The sequence below is a fragment of the Bosea vestrisii genome (genome assembly GCF_030144325.1).
Lineage (GTDB): Bacteria > Pseudomonadota > Alphaproteobacteria > Rhizobiales > Beijerinckiaceae > Allobosea > Allobosea vestrisii_A.
The window spans coordinates 5,764,583-5,780,389 of the sequence record NZ_CP126307.1; the positions used below are offsets into that span (position 1 = coordinate 5,764,583).

General features: G+C 66.4%; 18 protein-coding genes and 2 tRNA genes. 14 read left to right on the forward strand and 6 right to left on the reverse strand.

Features of this window, described 5'->3' with window-relative positions; all coding sequences use genetic code 11:
* Positions 1 to 5: 5 nt before the first annotated feature.
* Genes QO058_RS28470 through QO058_RS28485 form a run of 4 tightly spaced genes read left to right on the forward strand, consistent with a single transcriptional unit; the run spans position 6 to position 2,678 of the window.
* On the forward strand, positions 6 to 377 hold the full coding sequence (locus QO058_RS28470) for a hypothetical protein (RefSeq protein ID WP_284169602.1): 372 nt from the start codon (positions 6 to 8) through the stop codon (positions 375 to 377).
* Positions 378 to 383: 6 nt separating this feature from the next.
* Positions 384 to 683: a hypothetical protein gene (locus QO058_RS28475; RefSeq protein WP_284169603.1), complete on the forward strand. Its 300-nt coding sequence runs from the start codon at positions 384 to 386 to the stop codon at positions 681 to 683.
* Between the two features lie 43 nt (positions 684 to 726).
* Positions 727 to 1,623 (forward strand): glycosyltransferase family 2 protein, encoded by an 897-nt coding sequence (locus tag QO058_RS28480; RefSeq protein WP_284169605.1) that lies wholly within the window; start codon positions 727 to 729, stop codon positions 1,621 to 1,623.
* Entirely contained in the window at positions 1,620 to 2,678 is a 1,059-nt protein-coding gene (locus QO058_RS28485; protein ID WP_284169607.1) for an acyltransferase family protein, read from the forward strand. Before QO058_RS28480 ends, QO058_RS28485 begins: the two co-directional genes overlap by 4 nt.
* Here QO058_RS28485 and QO058_RS28490 read toward each other — a convergent pair.
* Both QO058_RS28490 and QO058_RS28495 read right to left on the reverse strand, forming a co-directional pair.
* The gene (locus QO058_RS28490) at positions 2,650 to 3,258 is read right to left on the reverse strand and encodes a CatB-related O-acetyltransferase (protein ID WP_284173054.1); all 609 of its coding nucleotides are present in this window, start codon (positions 3,256 to 3,258) and stop codon (positions 2,650 to 2,652) included. The two genes, QO058_RS28485 and QO058_RS28490, sit on opposite strands and share 29 nt — an antisense overlap.
* 106 nt (positions 3,259 to 3,364) lie before the next feature.
* Positions 3,365 to 5,203 carry a hypothetical protein gene (locus QO058_RS28495; RefSeq protein WP_284169609.1) on the reverse strand — a complete coding sequence of 613 codons (1,839 nt, stop codon included), beginning with the start codon at positions 5,201 to 5,203 and terminating at the stop codon, positions 3,365 to 3,367.
* Positions 5,204 to 5,484: 281 nt separating this feature from the next.
* Here QO058_RS28495 and QO058_RS28500 point away from each other — a divergent pair, with 281 nt between their 5' ends.
* A complete protein-coding gene (locus tag QO058_RS28500; protein WP_432211995.1) occupies positions 5,485 to 5,973 on the forward strand; it encodes a DUF192 domain-containing protein in 489 nt (162 codons plus the stop codon).
* Between the two features lie 23 nt (positions 5,974 to 5,996).
* Here the strand turns inward: QO058_RS28500 and QO058_RS28505 are convergent, their stop codons facing one another.
* A complete protein-coding gene (locus tag QO058_RS28505) occupies positions 5,997 to 6,713 on the reverse strand; it encodes an IclR family transcriptional regulator (RefSeq protein ID WP_284169612.1) in 717 nt (238 codons plus the stop codon).
* Between the two features lie 159 nt (positions 6,714 to 6,872).
* Here QO058_RS28505 and QO058_RS28510 point away from each other — a divergent pair, with 159 nt between their 5' ends.
* From QO058_RS28510 to QO058_RS28530, 5 genes are all read left to right on the forward strand, one after another.
* Positions 6,873 to 7,667: a transporter substrate-binding domain-containing protein gene (locus QO058_RS28510; protein WP_284169614.1), complete on the forward strand. Its 795-nt coding sequence runs from the start codon at positions 6,873 to 6,875 to the stop codon at positions 7,665 to 7,667.
* A 12-nt stretch (positions 7,668 to 7,679) separates the two neighbouring features.
* The gene (locus tag QO058_RS28515) at positions 7,680 to 8,831 is read left to right on the forward strand and encodes a M24 family metallopeptidase (protein WP_284169616.1); all 1,152 of its coding nucleotides are present in this window, start codon (positions 7,680 to 7,682) and stop codon (positions 8,829 to 8,831) included.
* Between the two features lie 224 nt (positions 8,832 to 9,055).
* A tRNA-Pro gene (locus QO058_RS28520) sits at positions 9,056 to 9,132 on the forward strand.
* 31 nt (positions 9,133 to 9,163) lie between these two features.
* Entirely contained in the window at positions 9,164 to 9,469 is a 306-nt protein-coding gene (locus QO058_RS28525) for an ETC complex I subunit (RefSeq protein ID WP_284169617.1), read from the forward strand.
* 44 nt (positions 9,470 to 9,513) lie between these two features.
* Positions 9,514 to 9,590: transfer RNA gene (locus tag QO058_RS28530), tRNA-Arg, on the forward strand.
* 7 nt (positions 9,591 to 9,597) lie between these two features.
* Here the strand turns inward: QO058_RS28530 and QO058_RS28535 are convergent.
* Positions 9,598 to 9,765, reverse strand: a complete 168-nt coding sequence (locus QO058_RS28535; protein ID WP_284169618.1) for a hypothetical protein — start codon at positions 9,763 to 9,765, stop codon at positions 9,598 to 9,600.
* Between the two features lie 106 nt (positions 9,766 to 9,871).
* Complete coding sequence (locus QO058_RS28540; protein ID WP_284169619.1) at positions 9,872 to 10,210, reverse strand: hypothetical protein; 339 nt, start codon at positions 10,208 to 10,210, stop codon at positions 9,872 to 9,874.
* 180 nt (positions 10,211 to 10,390) lie between these two features.
* Between QO058_RS28540 and QO058_RS28545 the strand changes: the two genes are divergently transcribed.
* Genes QO058_RS28545 through QO058_RS28555 form a run of 3 tightly spaced genes read left to right on the forward strand, consistent with a single transcriptional unit; the run spans position 10,391 to position 13,243 of the window.
* Positions 10,391 to 12,079, forward strand: a complete 1,689-nt coding sequence (locus QO058_RS28545) for an ArnT family glycosyltransferase (protein WP_284169620.1) — start codon at positions 10,391 to 10,393, stop codon at positions 12,077 to 12,079.
* A gap of 46 nt (positions 12,080 to 12,125) precedes the next feature.
* Positions 12,126 to 12,899, forward strand: coding sequence for a glycosyltransferase family 2 protein (locus tag QO058_RS28550; RefSeq protein WP_284169621.1), 774 nt, complete (start codon positions 12,126 to 12,128; stop codon positions 12,897 to 12,899).
* Positions 12,899 to 13,243 carry a lipid-A-disaccharide synthase N-terminal domain-containing protein gene (locus QO058_RS28555; protein ID WP_284169622.1) on the forward strand — a complete coding sequence of 115 codons (345 nt, stop codon included), beginning with the start codon at positions 12,899 to 12,901 and terminating at the stop codon, positions 13,241 to 13,243. Before QO058_RS28550 ends, QO058_RS28555 begins: the two co-directional genes overlap by 1 nt.
* Positions 13,244 to 13,270: 27 nt before the next feature.
* Here QO058_RS28555 and metC read toward each other — a convergent pair whose 3' ends face one another.
* On the reverse strand, positions 13,271 to 14,584 hold the full coding sequence (metC, locus tag QO058_RS28560; protein WP_284169623.1) for a cystathionine beta-lyase: 1,314 nt from the start codon (positions 14,582 to 14,584) through the stop codon (positions 13,271 to 13,273).
* Between the two features lie 138 nt (positions 14,585 to 14,722).
* On the opposite strand from metC, the gene QO058_RS28565 reads away from it, so the two are divergent.
* Positions 14,723 to 15,748: an amino acid ABC transporter substrate-binding protein gene (locus tag QO058_RS28565; protein WP_284169624.1), complete on the forward strand. Its 1,026-nt coding sequence runs from the start codon at positions 14,723 to 14,725 to the stop codon at positions 15,746 to 15,748.
* Positions 15,749 to 15,807: the final 59 nt, after the last annotated feature.

Here is a 15,807-nt window from a genome sequence, read left to right on the forward strand (position 1 = left end):
CGACCATGGCCTACTTGCCTGCCGGGCGAGCGCTGATGCTCGCCTGCTTCGTCGCGCTGCCCCTCGGCGCCTGCGTCGCCAGCCATGCCGATTCCACTGCAGGCCGCGCCTCGGCGCTGGCGACAACGGTTTCGCGCGCTATTGCCTGCAGGGCCGGCTCACCACAGCGCACGACGCTGGATCGCTTCATCGCTGCCGAGAAGGCACGCGGGGCGAACGACGAGCAACTCGCGGCGGCGCGTTCGGCCTATGTCACGGTGTCCGAAGCCGAGATGATCAACCAGGACGTCCGCCCGCAGCCCTGCACGGCCGAGGAGCGGGCGACGCTGCGTGGCAAGATGAACGATGTCCGCGCCGGCCGCTTCGAGGCGCCCTGACCGGCCATGACTGCGTCCAAGCTCAGCCTCGCCGCGCTCGTGGCCTTGAGCCTTGCCGGCTGCACGATGGCCGGGCCGATGCCCGGCACGCCCGAATTCACGGCGGCGCAGGTCTCGCGCGCCTATGACTGCGGGCTGAGGGTCGACCGCAGCCGCATCATCGGGCGTCTGCCGGCTGACCAACGCAGCCGCTTCGTCGCTGCCAATGCGAGCTATGCGGTGAAGTCCTACAATGCGCCGCGTCGCTGCGAGGCGTCCGAGCGCGAGCGGCTCCAGCAGGAGCTGCGTCTCGGTGCCCGGCGCTGATCGCCTCTTGCCTCGTGCCGCTCATCCCGCGCAGATGCGGGCCATGAGCTTTTCCGCCGCCGACATCACCGCCATCGTCGTCAGCTTCGACAGCGCTGAGGTGCTGCCGTCCTGCCTTGCCGCGCTGGCGGGCGAGGGCGTCGCGGCGATCGTCGTCGACAATGCGAGCGGCGACGTCTCGGCCGAGGTGGCGGCACAGCACGGCGCGCGCGTCCTGCGTAATGCCCGCAACGAAGGCTATGGCCGCGCCAACAACCGCGGCGCGCGCGCGGCGACGACGCCCTTCGTCCTGATCGTCAACCCCGATCTGGAACTGCAATCGGGCGCGGTTTCGGCACTTTTGGCGGCGGCTGAGGCTTATCCGGACGCCGCCGCCTTCGCGCCGCGCTTGGTCGAACCCTCGGGCCGTGTCTTCCTGCAACCGCGCTCGCTGCTCTCGCCTGATCATCTCAACCGGGCAGCTCGAATCACACTGCCTGAGGGCGACGCCTGCCTGCCTTTCCTGTCGGGAGCCTGCCTGCTGCTGCGGCGCGAGGTCTTCCTGGCGCTCGGTGGCTTCGACCCGGCGATCTTCCTGTTCTACGAGGATGATGATCTCTGCCGACGCCTGCGCGAGGCCGGTCACGCGCTGGTCCATGTCGATGGCGCCAGTGCCCGCCATGGCCGCGGCCGTTCCAGCACGTCGTCGCCGCAGCGGCGCTTCACTGCGCGCTGGCATCTAGCCTGGTCGGAATATCGAATGGCGCGCAAATGGAACCTGCCTGTGCCGGGCCTGGGCAAGGCCGTCGAAAATGCAGCCAAGGCAATCGGTTACGGCCTGCTCTTGAATCAGGACAAGATGTATGCGCATGCCGGCTCGGTCGCCGGTGCGCTTGCGGCGCGCGCCGGTCACAGCGCGCTCGCCCGGCAGGGGCTCAACGAGGCGGAGATCATCGCGTGACGGGCTTCCTGCGTGCCGCCAGCGCCGCCGACGGGCTGAGCCTACCGCATAATCATTTTGGCCTGCTGCGCCTGCTGCTGGCGCTGGCCGTCGTGGTCTCGCATGGCCTCAGCGTCACCACCGGCAAGGTCGAGGACGAATTGCTGGCGCATTCGACCGGCTTCACGCTCGGCGAGCACGCGGTCAATGGCTTCTTCGCCATCTCCGGTTTCCTGGTGACGATGAGCTATGAGCAGCGCGGCTGGCGCGACTATCTCGTTGCCCGCACCTTGCGGATCGCGCCGGGGCTGATTGCGGCGACGCTCGTCGTCGCGCTGCTGCTCGGCAGCGCACTGACCAAGCTCGATCTACGCGCCTATCTCGCCGATCCGCAGCTCTGGCGCTTCATCAACGGCACGCTGACCAGCTTCAAGAGCTCGGCCCCGCTGCCCGGCGTCTTCACCGACAACCCGCTCAAGTTCCCGATGGGGACGGTCTGGACGCTGAAATACGAGACCCTGTGCTATCTCGGCGTTCTGGGCATCGGGCTCGTCGGCCTGCTGGCCCATCGCCGCATCGTGCTCGGGCTCTGGGCGGCGCTGGTCGTTGCGACGGTCCTGCGCGAGATACTCGTCCCGGACGGCTCGAAGGGCCTCGAGACGGCTCTGCGTCTGCCGCTGATCTTCCTGACCGGCGGGCTGATCTATCTCTGGCGCGAGCGCGTGCCGCTGTCGCTGCCGGGGCTCGTCATTGCGCTCATCGTTGTGGCCGTTGCCCAGCCGACGCCGGCCTATAAGGCGCTGCTCTATCTCGTCACCGCCTGGGGCGTTCTGGTGCTGGCGCTGGCGCCGCCCTTGACTCGCTGGCACAGCGAGCCGCCGGCCGACCTGTCCTATGGCGTCTATCTCTATGGCTGGCCGGTGCAGCAGGCCTTCGTCGCGGTCTTCCCGACGGTCGGGGCGTTGACCCTGTTTGGCCCCTCGCTTGTGGTGACACTGCTCGTCGCCGCGCTGTCCTGGTATCTCGTCGAAAAGCCGGCGCTCGGGCTCAAGCGCCGCCTGTTGAAGCCTGCCTGATCGCCGCCGCCAGCTCGTCGACACGCTCGGACATCAGCAGCGGCAGCAGCTGCGAGACCCGCTCCGATGGAAGCTCCCACCAGCGGCTCGCCAGCAGTACCTCGATCTGCGCCTCCGGCAGGCGTAGCCGCACCACCCTGGCCGGGTTGCCGGCGACGATCGCATAGGGCGGCACGTCGCGGGTGACCACGGCCCGTGCCGCGACGACGGCGCCATGGCCGATCGTCACCCCGGACATGATCATCGCCTGCGAGCCGAGCCAGACATCGTGGCCGATGGCGACGTCGCCGCGCGTCGCATCATGGCCGCTCATGCCGCCCGCCGCGGGCCACAGGCCGGGCAGGGCGGGGAAGGGATAGGTCGTCGCCCAGTCGGTGCGGTGATTGCCACCGAGAAAGATCTCGACGCCGTCGGCGATCGAGCCATAGCGGCCGATCGAAAGCCGGGCGCCACTCTCCGGAAACCTGACCTTGGGTCGGCCATAGGTGAAGGCGCCGACCGCGATCTGCCCCGGCCGGCGCGCCAGCAGCTTCGCCAGATGGATACGCGTCTGGTTGTCGGGATTGATCCAGCGCCGCAGGAAGCTGCGTGGGCCGGCGGACAGGCCGGCCCACCAGATGGCGAGCGCACTCGGGCGCCAGTCGGCGTCCAGGCTTGAGATGTCGTGCGAGATCAAGCCGCTTGCCTCACTCGGCAGTGGCCTGCACGTCGATCTTGTCGAAGATCTCGGTCGGGTCGCCGAGCGTGATCACGTCGGCGAGGCCGAGCCCGGACGCGGTCTTGGCGTTCGCCTTGACGGTGAGCGTGCCAGGCTTGGCGACGAAGCGGGCGATCGCGTTCGCCAGCGCCTTGGCGCCGTCCGACGGGCCGAGGATGGCGGCGAGGCCGAGGCTCGCCATCATGCCGTATTCGCGCCGGACATCCTCGACCTTGCGCTTCGACTTCTTCGCCTCGTTCTCGATCAGCTTCTCGGCAAGGCCGAGGTTCTGCAGCTTGAGCTCGACATTCTTGGCGGTCGCGCCGAGCAGCGCCACTTGGGCCAAAGCGAGATCGCCGGAGAAGACCTCCTTGCCGACATTGCCGAGCACGCCGGTGGCGTCGAGCCTCGCCATGCCGACGCCGCCGAGCGAGAGCGTGCGGATTGCGAACTCCTTGCTTGTCTCCTGCCAGGCCAGCGCGAGCTTCGCCGACAGGTCGATATTGCGATAGCCCATCGCCAGCAGGTCCTTGGCGGCGGGATTATCGGCGCTCTCGACGATCGGGAAGGTGATCTTGTCGAGCGTCAGCGCCATGTCGGTCGGGATGCCGTTGACCTGCTCGCCGGCCTTGAGCTCGAAGCTGCCGAGGCCGACCTGGATCGGGGCGCCGGCCGGGCGGCCGCGCTTGCCGTCCTGTGGCACGCTCATCTGCACGCCATTCATCTTGACCGTGCCGAGCTTCGGGATGAAGCGGCGGAAGTCGAGGGTCTTGAGGTCGACGGCGGCATAGCCGAGCGCTTTGACCTCACGCACCACGCTCTCGAACGAGAAGCCGGAATAGCCTAGCGACGCGATCGTCCCCTTGGCGCCGCTGCCCTCGAACTGCAGTCCCTCGATCACCACGCCGGACTTTTCCGGCGTGGCCTCGCCGAAGGCCATGCGCGAGATGCGCATATCGACCGGCTCGGCCTTGGCGCCTGGCTTTGGCGGTGTCTTCAGCGCCATCACGAGGTCGCGGAGTTCGCCGCTGCCATAGTCGACGGCGTCGACGATCTCGGCCATGGCGAGCAGCAGCTTGCGGCTACGCGCCTCGCTGATCGCCGGATCTTCCTTGCTGTTGAGATCGCGCGAGGCTTTCTCCGATTCCTCGCTCAGCACGGCGACGCGCGTCATCAGCTCGCCCATCGGCTCGGAGGCGACACGCGCCTTGAAGCCACGCAGCGAGGCCTTGCCGGCCGTCATCTTGCCCTGTTCGCCGAGGTCGAGCGAATAGCCGTCCTGCTCGAGCTTGCCGAGGACCGGCAGCAGCGGCGCCGTTTCGCCGGGCTTGGCCTTCTCGGCGAAGACGCGCGCGATCTGCATCAGGTCGAGCGTCTCGAAGCTGGTGCGCTTGATCTCGCCATTGATCGGGCCGGTGCTGCCGCCCTCGACCTTGATCGTGCCGTCGCTCGATTCGCCACGTCCGATCCGGCCTTCGCGAATGTCGGCAAACTTGATGTTGCGATAGGTCGTGACCTGCTTCTGCGGCCCGAAATTCTGCTCCATCACCAGCGTCGGCGCGTTGATCTCGCTGGCATCGAGCTTGCCGAGTCTGGCGATGGCGCTGTCGCCGCTGCCCTGGAAGATGGCGAGGAAGCCGTCGCGGTCGAGCGAGGTGCCCTTCACCTCGAGCTTGGGGATCGACAGCACGAATTTGCCGAGGTCGAGCTTGATGTTGTCGAGCTGGAGGTCGGCGGCGGAGGCGGGGCTGGCCAGGAGCACAAGCAGCAATGCTGTCGCAGACAGCGGCCGATAGCTGGCAAGGCGTCGGCCGGGCGAAATCGTCATGGTGGTCTCCTGAAGCATGCGTCGAGGCCCGCGGGCGCGTAGCTGGGGCCAAGCCCCGATTGGCGGCGCCAGAGACGGATTCGCAGCCGCAGCTGCCCATCCCTCTTCAGCCGGAAGTCGGCACCGACCCTGCCGCAAGGCGATGACGAAAGAAAGATGGCGTATCCGTCGGCCCTGCGAAATGCTTGACGAAACGGTACCGCTTCGTGCCATTGGCCGCAGAACCGCCACGAGGCCGCGGCAAGGCTTGCGTCAGGGTGGCTTGTCTGGCGCGAGGCGCGATGATGTCTGTTGTGGAACGTTTCCTGCGCCTGGCGTCTGTCCTCGCGTTGGCCCTGGGTGTCCTTACGGTCCTGTCGAAGCCGGCGGACGCGCAGAATGCGCCTGTCGCGGGGATCGAGCCGCTGACCATCGTCACGGCGTCGGGCCGTCACGCTTTCCAGGTCGAGGTCATGCGCACGCCGGACCAGCGCGCGCGCGGGCTGATGCATCGCCAGTTCATGCCGGCCGATCGCGGCATGCTCTTCGACTTCAAGCAGGTCGAGCCGGTCGCGATGTGGATGCAGAACACCTACATCTCGCTCGACATGCTCTTCATCCGCGCCGACGGCACGGTCGCGCGCATCGCCGAGCGGGCCGAGCCGCTCTCGACCCGGACCATCCCCTCCGGGGAGCCGGTGCTCTCGGTGCTCGAGCTCAATGCCGGCATCGCCGAGAAGCTCGGCATCAAGGCGGGCGACAAGGTCGAGCACCCGCTGTTCAAGCGCTAGGATCTCTGGCCGATCCTTCCCGGTCAGCCGAGCTGCCCAGCGATCTCGCGGCACGTTGCCAGCAGTTCCGCGAGCGCCTCGCGATGTTTCGGGCGAGCCTCGTGCCGGTTCAGATAGGGCACGACGATACTGGCGATCGCCTGTCCCCTTCGATCAAGGATCGGCGCGCTGATATCGGTCACGCCGACCACGTCGTGGCTGTCCGCGATCAGGAATCCGTCCGTCGCAATCGCTGCCAGGCGATTGTCCGGGGGAACGATGGTCTGGAAGGCGAGGATGACCTGGCCGGAGGTCGAGGCGGCCGCGGTACGGCGATAACCCAGCCTCAACGTGAAATTGATGTCGCCCGGTCCGGCTGCGCTGACGATGACCACGGTCTCGCCCTTGCTGAGCACGACCAGATGCGAGGATTGGCCGATCCGCTCGCTCAGCGCTTCCAGCGCGGGCGCCGCGACCTCGACCAGGTCGCGGGCACGCGGGACCCGCATGCCCAGCTCGAACAGGCGATTGCTCAGTGAAATCTCGTCGGTCGCCGGATCGCGGTCGAGATAGCCGCGCTCGATCAACACGAACAGCATGCGGAAGATCTCGTTCTTCGAGCGCCCGAGTCGTTCGGCGATTGTGCGCGCCGAAAGCGGCGTCTGCGCCAGTGCCAGCAACTCGATGATCTCCAACCCCTTTTCCAGAGCGGGCGCCGGATAGGGACGGGAGCGGGCATCGGCGGCGGTCTCAGCCGTCATCGGGCATCTCCAGTTTGATTTATTAGCGAAGCTTGACTGCATATACGAAACCGATAGCATTCCGCTAGGTCATTGCCGCGCTTGCCGGGGAAGCAGGCGCGGGGAGGGACCCGGTCGCAGAAGCGACCGGCAACAAGGGGCAAATCTGGGGGGAGCATCATGAGACGCGGGTTCAGATCGGCGCTGTTCGCCATCCTTGCTCTGTCGGCGGGGCTGATCGCCAGCTTGGAGGCCCATGCGGACAAGCTGAGCGACATCCTGTCCAAGGGCGTGGTGCGCATCACTGTATTCGCCGATGTGCCACCCTTCGGCATGATGAATGCCAATCGCGAGCTCGAAGGCTTCGATGTCGACATGGCCAAGCTGGTCGCCAAGGGGCTCGGCGTGAAGCTGGAGCTCGTGCCCGTGCCGGCGGCGAGCCGCATTCCGTTCCTGCTCACCGACAAGTCGGATATGAATATCGCAGCGATGTCGATCACCGCCGAACGGGCTCGCCAGGTGATGTTCAGCGCGCCCTATGCCGACACCTCGCTCGCCGTCTACAGCGCAAAATCGCTCGCGGCAAAGTCGCCCGCCGATCTCGGCCGCAACCGGATCGCCGTCGCCAAGGGCACGACCGAGGACCTCGTCCTCTCGGCTCTGGCGCCCTCTGCCGACATCATGCGGACCGAGGACAATGCGACGGCGGTGCAGTCTTATCTGTCGGGCCATGCGCAACTGCTCGCCGCCAACAGCGTCGTCGTCGTCGAACTGGCGAAGCAGAACCCCTCCAAGGAATTCGACTTCAAGTTCGCGCTCCGGCGCGCTCCGGCCCACATCACGATTCGGCGCGGCGAGCACGACCTGCTGCGCTGGCTCGATACGATGATCTTCCAGAGCACGCTGAACGGCGACCTCGACGAGCTCCACAGGAAGTGGCTGGGCGGCCCGATGCAGCCGCTGCCGGCGCTCTAAGGCAGGGTAGAGATGTCGAAGCACGATTTCGCGCTCGAGGAGTTCGCGACACGGCGCGCCAGCGTCCGGCGGGCGATGACAGAGCAGGGGCTCGATTGGCTCGTGCTCTTCCACCCAGTTTCGATCCGCTGGCTGACCGGCTCGGACGCCAAGAGCTATCAGGAATTCCAGTGCCTGCTGGTTCCGGCAGCGGATGCGCCGCTGACGATGATGGCGCGCGAGGGCGAGCGGGCCGAGATCCTGGATGACGCGCTGGTCGACCGGCTCGAAACCTTCGGCGGCGGCGAGAACGAGGATCCGATTCCGCGCTTCGCCCGTCTCGCCGACGAACTCGGTCTCCTGGCGGGGCGCGCCGGTATTGAGGTGCCGGCCTACTATCTCCACCCGCATCACTATACCGCCATACGCGACCTCCTCGGTTCGGCTTTCGTCGAGGCGACCAATCTCGTCCACGATCTCAGCCTGGTGAAATCGCCCGCCGAGATCGGCTGTATCCGGCAGGCGGCGGCGATCGCGGACGAGGCGCTGACCGTCTTCGGCGCCGCCCTGCGCGTCGGGCGCAGTGAGCTGGAGGTTGCGAGTGAGGTCTATGGCGCGCTCTTGGCACGCGGCAGCGGCCTCGCCGCGAGCCCGATCAATCTCGTTTCCGGCGAGCGCTCCTGCTACAGCCATGGCGCGCCGACCAGCCGCAAGCTGCAAGCTGGCGACTGTGGCAGCGTCGAATATGGCGCGACGGTCCGGCGCTACACCGCGACGCTCGGCCGCCAGTTCTGCCTCGGCCAACCGACAGCGAGGATGCGCGAGCTCTACGAGATCGTCCGCCGCGCCTGCGACGCCTGCATCGCCGAGATTCGCGACGGCGCACCAGCCACCGCGCCGCACGAGGCGGCCAGGCGCGTGATCGGCGAGGCCGGGCTCGAGCACGGACGCGTCCACACCTCCGGCTACGGGCTGGCACCGGGCTTCCCGCCAAGTTGGGGCGAGCCAATGCACATGATCGGTGGCAGCCGCTACACCTTGCGCGCCGGCATGGTCGTGAGCGTCGAGCCGCCCGTCTTCCTGCACGATGAAGGGCTGGGCGCCCGCATCATCGACAACGTCCTAGTCACCCAGGGCGGTTGCGAGCTGCTGTCGCGCCGATCACGTGACCTCATCGTCGTCTAGAGCATTTTCGAGCGAAGTGGGCACCGGTTCGCGTGAAGAAAATGCGATAAAACAAAAACCCGGAGGATGCCCGCGTTTCAGGCAAACGCGGGCATCCTCCGAGCACTGCGGCGCAGCAAGATGTTTCCATCCTGCGAGTTCGATGCTATGGCGTAGCGCGTCGCTTCGCCTCGTCGAGGTGCTGCGACGGTTCGGCAAGTGATTCCATAGGCTTGCAGGACGTTCGGGGTATAGCGCAGCCCGGTAGCGCATCTGCTTTGGGAGCAGAGGGTCCCAGGTTCGAATCCTGGTGCCCCGACCATTTTGGGCTTTGCCGGAAGGCGAGGGGAAGCATGACGGCACGCATCTACTCGCCGACACGCAATGCGATGCAGTCCGGCACGGCCAAGACCGGCCGCTGGCTGCTGGAGTACGAGCCGGAGCGGCCGCGCGAGATCGAGCCGCTGATGGGCTGGACCTCGTCAGGCGACATGAAGAGCCAGCTCAGGCTCTGGTTCGACACGGCCGAGGAGGCGGTTGCCTATGCCACGCGCAACGGCATCGCCTACCGCGTGGAGCAGCCGCACGCAGCAAAGCGCCGCACAATGACCTACTCGGACAATTTCAAGTTCAACCGCGTCGGCCAGTGGACGCATTGAAACTAAGCTGAACCGGCGGACCCCATGCCCCGCCGTTTCCGTCAGGGCCCGTAGCTCAGCTGGATAGAGCAGCAGCCTTCTAAGCTGCTGGTCACAGGTTCGAATCCTGTCGGGCTCGCCACTTTGCCTCACTCCTGCGCCTCGTCCCGGCGCAGTTCGAAGGCCAACATCGCTTCGGCTAGCGCCTCCAACTCGCGGTCCTTCTCGTTGCTGTCCGGCGCGGCATTGAGTTCAGTCAGGCGCTGCTGGGCCTGCTCGTAGTCCTCGTCGGTATGAACCGCGATCGGACTCTTCATGATCATGCTCCTTTCGGCTCGCGCTGACGTCTTCACGCGATCAGAGGGTCAACCCTCCATTTGAAATGGGGTTCCGCGGGCTCTGCCGCCATGGGCCCCGCAATCCTCAATCCTCGCGTCCCCAATTGCGCAGCTGGCGGATCGTCGGCAGCGTCGGGCGCCGGCGCCAGAGCACCAAAGCGAGATGGCCGGCGAAGCCGATGACGAAACCGGGAATGGCCGCACCGAGCGTCACGGTGACCAGCCCCATTGCGCAGCCGCCGGAATCGCCCGGACCGCATCTCGGATCGAGCAGCATCATCGCCATGACAATGGCGAAGCCGGCGAACATCGCCAGCAGCATGGCGAGGCAACCGATCCAGATCGCCCGCAGCACTATCCTCACCATGGCGTCTTCCGGTTCCGTCTGCATGGCAACGGCGGGCGCTGTGTCGCCGCAGATCATGGGCGCATCTTGCCGCGGTCGATGCGAAGTCGTAAACGCCCCCGCGGCCGGATTAGCCATGATCGCGCCTGAAAGGCCGGGCATGGCGCTGGACGCATCCGGGTTGTGAAGCGCCTGGTCTCCGATCGCTGCCCCGCAACCTCCAAGCTCCGGCCCCTGCCGCGGCCACAAGGAGTGTCGATGATTTCGCTCGGCTCAGGCCTTGACCGGCTCGCCAATTTCGCCTCCGCGAGTCATTGGCGTGCCTGCCTGCTTCTGGTGCTGCTCTCGCTCGCCGCCTTCCTGCCAGGCTTTGCCAGCCTGCAGCCCTTCGATCGCGACGAGCCGCGCTTTGCCCAGGCCAGCAAGCAGATGCTGGAGACGCGCGACTTCATCGACATCCGCTTCCAGGACGAGGCCAGGCACAAGAAGCCGGTCGGCATCTACTGGCTGCAGGCGGCAAGCGTCGCCGCCGGCGAGGCGCTCGGCGTGCCGCAAGCCCGCACCACCATGTGGCTCTACCGGCTGCCGTCGCTGATCGGTGCGATCGCGACCGTGCTCCTGACCTATTGGGCGCTCCTCGCTTTCGTCGGCGCGCGCCTGGCCCTGCTCGGCGGAGCCTTGATGGCGGCTGCCGTGCTGCTCGGCGTCGAGGCGCGCTTTGCCAAGACCGACGCCCTGCTCGCCGCCTGCGCGGTCGCGACCATGGGCGCGCTCGCCCGCGCCTGGCTCGACTGGACGCGCTCGCTCGCATTCGTGCCGAGCCGCCATAATTGGCTGGTGTTCTGGTCGGCGACAGCCCTCGGCCTGCTGCTCAAGGGGCCGATCGTGCCGATGGTCTGGGGCCTGGCGGTCCTCGTCCTCGCTATCCGTGAGCGCTCGCTGCGCTGGTTAGCCCCGCTCAGGCCCGGGCTTGGCCTGCTGCTCTGCCTCGTCGTGGTGCTGCCCTGGTTCGTCGCCATCGCGGTGAAGACCGGCGGCGACTTCTTCGCCGAAAGCGTCGGCAAGGACATGCTCGCCAAGGTCGGGGAGGGACAGGAGAAGCATTGGGGCCCGCCCGGCCTTTATCTCGTGCTGTTCTTCGGCACCTATTGGCCCTCGGCTGCGCTTGCGGCGATGGCCATCCCCTTCGCCTGGGTGAAGCGGCGCGAGCCGCAGATCCTGTTCCTGATCGCCTGGATCGTGCCGTCCTGGCTTGTCTTCGAGGCGGTGCCGACCAAGCTGCCGCACTATGTGCTACCGCTCTATCCGGCGATCACCGCGCTGCTGCTGCTCGCTCTGGTCAACGGCGGCATCAACCGCTTCCGCCGCGGCTCGACCCTGACGGCCCTTCTCATCGTGCTGGTGCCGGCAGCGCTTGTCGGCGTGCTGCTCTATGGCACCTGGACACTCGACCGGACCTTGCCTTGGCTCGCCCTGCCGGTCCTGGTGCTCGCGCTCTTCGTCGCCTTCCGCGGTTTCCTGGCCTTCCGCCAGGGTGCATTCGAGGGTGCGCTCTGGCGCGGCGTGATCGCGAGCCTGCTACTCAGCGTCGGTGTCTTCGGCCTCGCCTCGCCGAGTTTGCGGGGCCTCAAGCTGGCGCCGCGACTCGCTGAGGCGGTGCAGGCGGTGGCCTGCCCAAATCCGCAGGTCATCACTGTCGGCTATCGCGAGCCGAGCCTCGTCTTCCTGGTGGGCACCGATCTGCGCATGGGCGCCGACGGCACGATGGCGGCGATGTTCCTGCGCGAGCCGGGTTGCCGCGTCGCACTCGTCGAAAGCCGTTTTCTCGACGGCTTCCGCCAGGCGCTCGCCACGTCGGGGCAGGCGCCTCGGCTCCTGACCACGATCTCCGGCTTCAACCTGAACGGCGGCAAGCGCCTCGACATCAGCGTCTTCGTCCGCGAGTGATCGACGCTTGCTCCGCCGTGGCGGTTGACGCAGTTTGCGCGCCGCAATGCAGAAAGACTTGGAATCCGTGACCGAACCTGCGCCTTCACCCGGCCAGCCCCGCCTCAGCATCGTCGTGCCGGTGCGCAACGAACAGGGCAATATCGCGCCGCTCGTCCGCGATATCGAAGCCGCTTGTGCCGATATCGGCGTCTTCGAGCTGGTCTATGTCGATGACGGTTCGAGTGACGGCACTGCGGCCGCGCTCGCCGAGCTCACGGCGACACGGCCCTGGCTGCGGATCGTCCGCCATGCACAATCCTGCGGCCAGTCGGCGGCGGTGCGCAGCGGGGTGAGGGCGGCGAGTGCCCCGATCGTCGCGACGCTCGACGGCGACGGCCAGAACGATCCCTCCTTCATCCCGGCGATGCTGGCCCAACTCGAGACGGCAGGTGCTTCAGCCGGCATGGTCCAGGGACAGCGCGTCGGCCGCAAGGACACCGGATTCAAGCGCATGCAATCGCGCATTGCCAACAAGGTCCGTGGAGCGATCCTCAAGGACGGCACGCGCGACACAGGTTGCGGCCTGAAGTGCTTCCGGCGCGAGGCCTATCTGGCGCTACCCTATTTCGATGCGCTGCATCGCTTCATGCCGGCTCTCGTCGTGCGCGAAGGCCTCACGGTCCTGCACCACGATGTACGCGACAGGCAGCGCCTGACGGGTGTCTCGAATTACGGTTTCTTCGACCGGCTCTGGGTCGGTATCCTCGACCTCGCCGGCGTCTGGTGGTTGATCCGGCGCCGCAAGCGTGTGCCGCAGATCGCGACGGAGGCGCGTTGATGCTCATCGACCTGCAGAACATGATCGGGACCTATTTCCACGACGTCTTCGTCAACAATGTCGATTGGTGGGTCCTGCTCGGCGTCGTCGCGCAAGGCCTCTTCACCATGCGCTTCGTGGTGCAGTGGCTCGCCAGCGAAAAGGCGCAGCGCTCGGTCGTGCCGATGACCTTCTGGTGGTTCTCGATCGGCGGCGGCTTGCTGCTTTTGATCTACGCGCTCTATCGCCGTGATCCGGTCTTCATCATCGGCCAGGGCTTCGGGGTGTTCGTCTACCTGCGCAACCTGCAATTCGTGCTGCGCGCGAAGGCGCGCGGCGAGGACACGAATTCCGCGCCGGGCTGATAGCCTGGCCACAGATGCGCACTTCACTCAGCTCGCGGCTCGCAGCCGGGCGAAGCCGGCATCGAGATCCTCCTTGAGGTCTTCCAGATCCTCCAGGCCGATATGGAAGCGGATCGTCGGTCCCTTGAAGCCGGGCTTGGTCGCGGTGCGGTAGCGGGTGCAGTCGAAGGGCAGCACCAGGCTCTCATAGCCACCCCACGACGCGCCCATGCCGAACAGCGTGAGCCCGTCGAGCATGGCGGCCACCGCCTTCATCGAGACCGGCTCGAGCTCGATCGAGAACAGTGAGCAGGCGCCGGTGAAATCCCGCTTCCAGATCGCATGGCCCGGGTCATCAGGCAGGGCTGGGTGCAGGACCCTGGCGACCTCAGGCCGGGCGGCCAGCCAGTTCGCCATCTCCAGCCCCGCTGGCTGCTGCTCCTTGAGTCTGATGGCGAGCGTGCGGATGCCGCGCAAGGTCAGATAGGCGTCCTCGGCGGCGATGATTATGCCGAGCGCGTTCCAAGTCTGGTGGAGTTGATCGTAGAGCTCTGGCGTACGGGCCGACACCGTGCCGATCAGCACGTCTGAATGCCCGGCATAGTATTTAGTCCCGGCTTGGACCGAGACGTCGACACCGAATTTGTGAGCATCGAAAAAGAGCGGCGTCGCCCAGGTATTGTCCATCATCACCATGATGTCCCGGGCATGGGCCGCGGCGACGATCGCCGGGATGTCCTGGACCTCCAGGGTCTGCGATCCTGGCGACTCGGTCCAGACGGCTCTGGTGTTCGGCTTGAACAAGGCGGCGATGCCTTCGCCGATGAGCGGGTCGTAATAGGTCACCTCGACGCCGTAGCGCGGCAGCATCCGTTCGCAGAAATTGCGCATCGGATGGTAGACGCTGTCGGTCACGAGAAAGTGGTCGCCGGCGGTCAGGAAGGCGAGGGTGGGCAGGGTGCAGGCGAGCAGGCCGGACGAGCAGGCGAGCACGCCGGCACCGCCCTCCATGGTGTGGGCCGCGGCGAGCGAGGCATCGATCGTCGGGCTGCCGGAGGTGCCATAGCTGTAACGCGCCTTGCGGACCAGAAAGTCCTCGGTGTTGGGGTAGATAACGGTAGAGCCGCGCACGATCGGCGGGTTGACGAAGCCGTAGCTGTCGGTGGAGTCGCGGCCGGCGAGGACGAGACGGGTTTTTCGCGCAGGCGCGCGAATTCGGGCTTCGACAGCTTTTTCATGGGGCCGGAGTGGTGCGTGGGGAAGGGATGGGTTGTGGTCGCACTTGACCACCTCCGGAAAGTCGCATGTGATGCCTGCAGTGAAAAGAGGCAGGCGCACGGGGAGCCCTTGCTTGACGCTCATGAGCGGCTCTGGCAATCGACCCGAGCCGGGTTTCGCTTAAACTTTCGGCATCGAAACGAGGCATCAAGTCTCGACGATGCGGTGACCGGCAGGTTCCGGCCGGCAGACGCCGGCGGGGCAACATTGGGAGAGATCAGAATGAAGAAATTCATGGCAGCCGCTGTCGCCGGCCTCGGCTTCGCGCTGGCGGCGGCGAGCGCCCAGGCGCAGGCGCCGCAAACACTTGCTCAGGTCAAGAGCCGCGGCATCCTGAACTGCGGCTCCAACACCGGCCTCGCCGGCTTCGGCGTGCCGGATGGGCAGGGCAACTGGACCGGCCTCGATGTCGATTACTGCCGTGCCATCGCAGCGGCGATCTTCAACGACCCGACCAAGGTGAAGTTCATCCCGCTCTCGGCCAAGGACCGTTTCACGGCCCTGCAGTCGGGCGAAGTCGACGTGCTCGTGCGCAACTCGACCTGGACGATGTCGCGTGACACCGCACTCGGCCTGCTGTTCACCGGCGTGAACTACTATGATGGCCAGGGCTTCCTGGTCCGCAAGAAGCTCGGCGTGAATTCAGCGCTGCAGCTCAATGGCGCCTCGGTCTGCACCCAACAGGGCACCACCACCGAACTCAACCTCGCCGACTTCTTCCGCGCCAACAACCTGAAATACGAAGTTGTCGCTTTTGCCTCGGCCGACGAGACCGTCAAGGCCTATGATTCCGGCCGCTGCGACGCCTTCACCACCGACGCTTCCGGCCTCTATGCCGAGCGCCTGAAGCTGACCGCGCCGGACGATCACATGGTCCTGCCCGAAATCATCTCGAAGGAGCCGCTCGGCCCGTCGACCCGCAACAATGACGGGCAGTGGTTCGGCCTGATCAAGTGGGTGCACTACGCCATGCTCAACGCCGAGGAACTTGGCGTGACCAAGGCGAATGCCGACGAGATGCTGAAGTCGAGCAACCCTGAGATCAAGCGTCTGCTCGGGACCGAGGGCAAGTTCGGCGAGAGCGTTGGCCTGACCGCCGATTGGGCCTACCGGATCGTCAAGCACGTCGGCAATTATGGCGAGAGCTTCGAGAAGAATGTTGGCCAGGGCTCGCTGCTGAAGATCGCTCGCGGCCAGAACGCGCTGTGGACCAAGGGCGGTTTGCAGTACGCGCCGCCGGTTCGCTAAGGCATCATGCGGGGCGGGCGCTTCTGGCGTCCGCCCCGATTCTTTTCAAATTGCTGAAA

Coding starts and splice junctions, on each gene's coding strand:
- QO058_RS28565 (WP_284169624.1), top strand. CDS start 14,723: ATGAAGAAATTCATGGCAGCCGCTGTCGCCGGCCTCGGCTTCGCGCTG.
- QO058_RS28475 (WP_284169603.1), top strand. CDS start 384: ATGACTGCGTCCAAGCTCAGCCTCGCCGCGCTCGTGGCCTTGAGCCTT.
- QO058_RS28510 (WP_284169614.1), top strand. CDS start 6,873: ATGAGACGCGGGTTCAGATCGGCGCTGTTCGCCATCCTTGCTCTGTCG.
- QO058_RS28525 (WP_284169617.1), top strand. CDS start 9,164: ATGACGGCACGCATCTACTCGCCGACACGCAATGCGATGCAGTCCGGC.
- QO058_RS28495 (WP_284169609.1), bottom strand. CDS start 5,203: ATGACGATTTCGCCCGGCCGACGCCTTGCCAGCTATCGGCCGCTGTCT.
- QO058_RS28515 (WP_284169616.1), top strand. CDS start 7,680: ATGTCGAAGCACGATTTCGCGCTCGAGGAGTTCGCGACACGGCGCGCC.
- QO058_RS28550 (WP_284169621.1), top strand. CDS start 12,126: ATGCAGAAAGACTTGGAATCCGTGACCGAACCTGCGCCTTCACCCGGC.
- QO058_RS28540 (WP_284169619.1), bottom strand. CDS start 10,210: ATGATCTGCGGCGACACAGCGCCCGCCGTTGCCATGCAGACGGAACCG.
- QO058_RS28500 (WP_432211995.1), top strand. CDS start 5,485: ATGATGTCTGTTGTGGAACGTTTCCTGCGCCTGGCGTCTGTCCTCGCG.
- QO058_RS28480 (WP_284169605.1), top strand. CDS start 727: ATGAGCTTTTCCGCCGCCGACATCACCGCCATCGTCGTCAGCTTCGAC.
- QO058_RS28555 (WP_284169622.1), top strand. CDS start 12,899: ATGCTCATCGACCTGCAGAACATGATCGGGACCTATTTCCACGACGTC.
- QO058_RS28535 (WP_284169618.1), bottom strand. CDS start 9,765: ATGAAGAGTCCGATCGCGGTTCATACCGACGAGGACTACGAGCAGGCC.
- QO058_RS28470 (WP_284169602.1), top strand. CDS start 6: ATGGCCTACTTGCCTGCCGGGCGAGCGCTGATGCTCGCCTGCTTCGTC.
- QO058_RS28545 (WP_284169620.1), top strand. CDS start 10,391: ATGATTTCGCTCGGCTCAGGCCTTGACCGGCTCGCCAATTTCGCCTCC.
- metC (WP_284169623.1), bottom strand. CDS start 14,584: ATGAGCGTCAAGCAAGGGCTCCCCGTGCGCCTGCCTCTTTTCACTGCA.
- QO058_RS28505 (WP_284169612.1), bottom strand. CDS start 6,713: ATGACGGCTGAGACCGCCGCCGATGCCCGCTCCCGTCCCTATCCGGCG.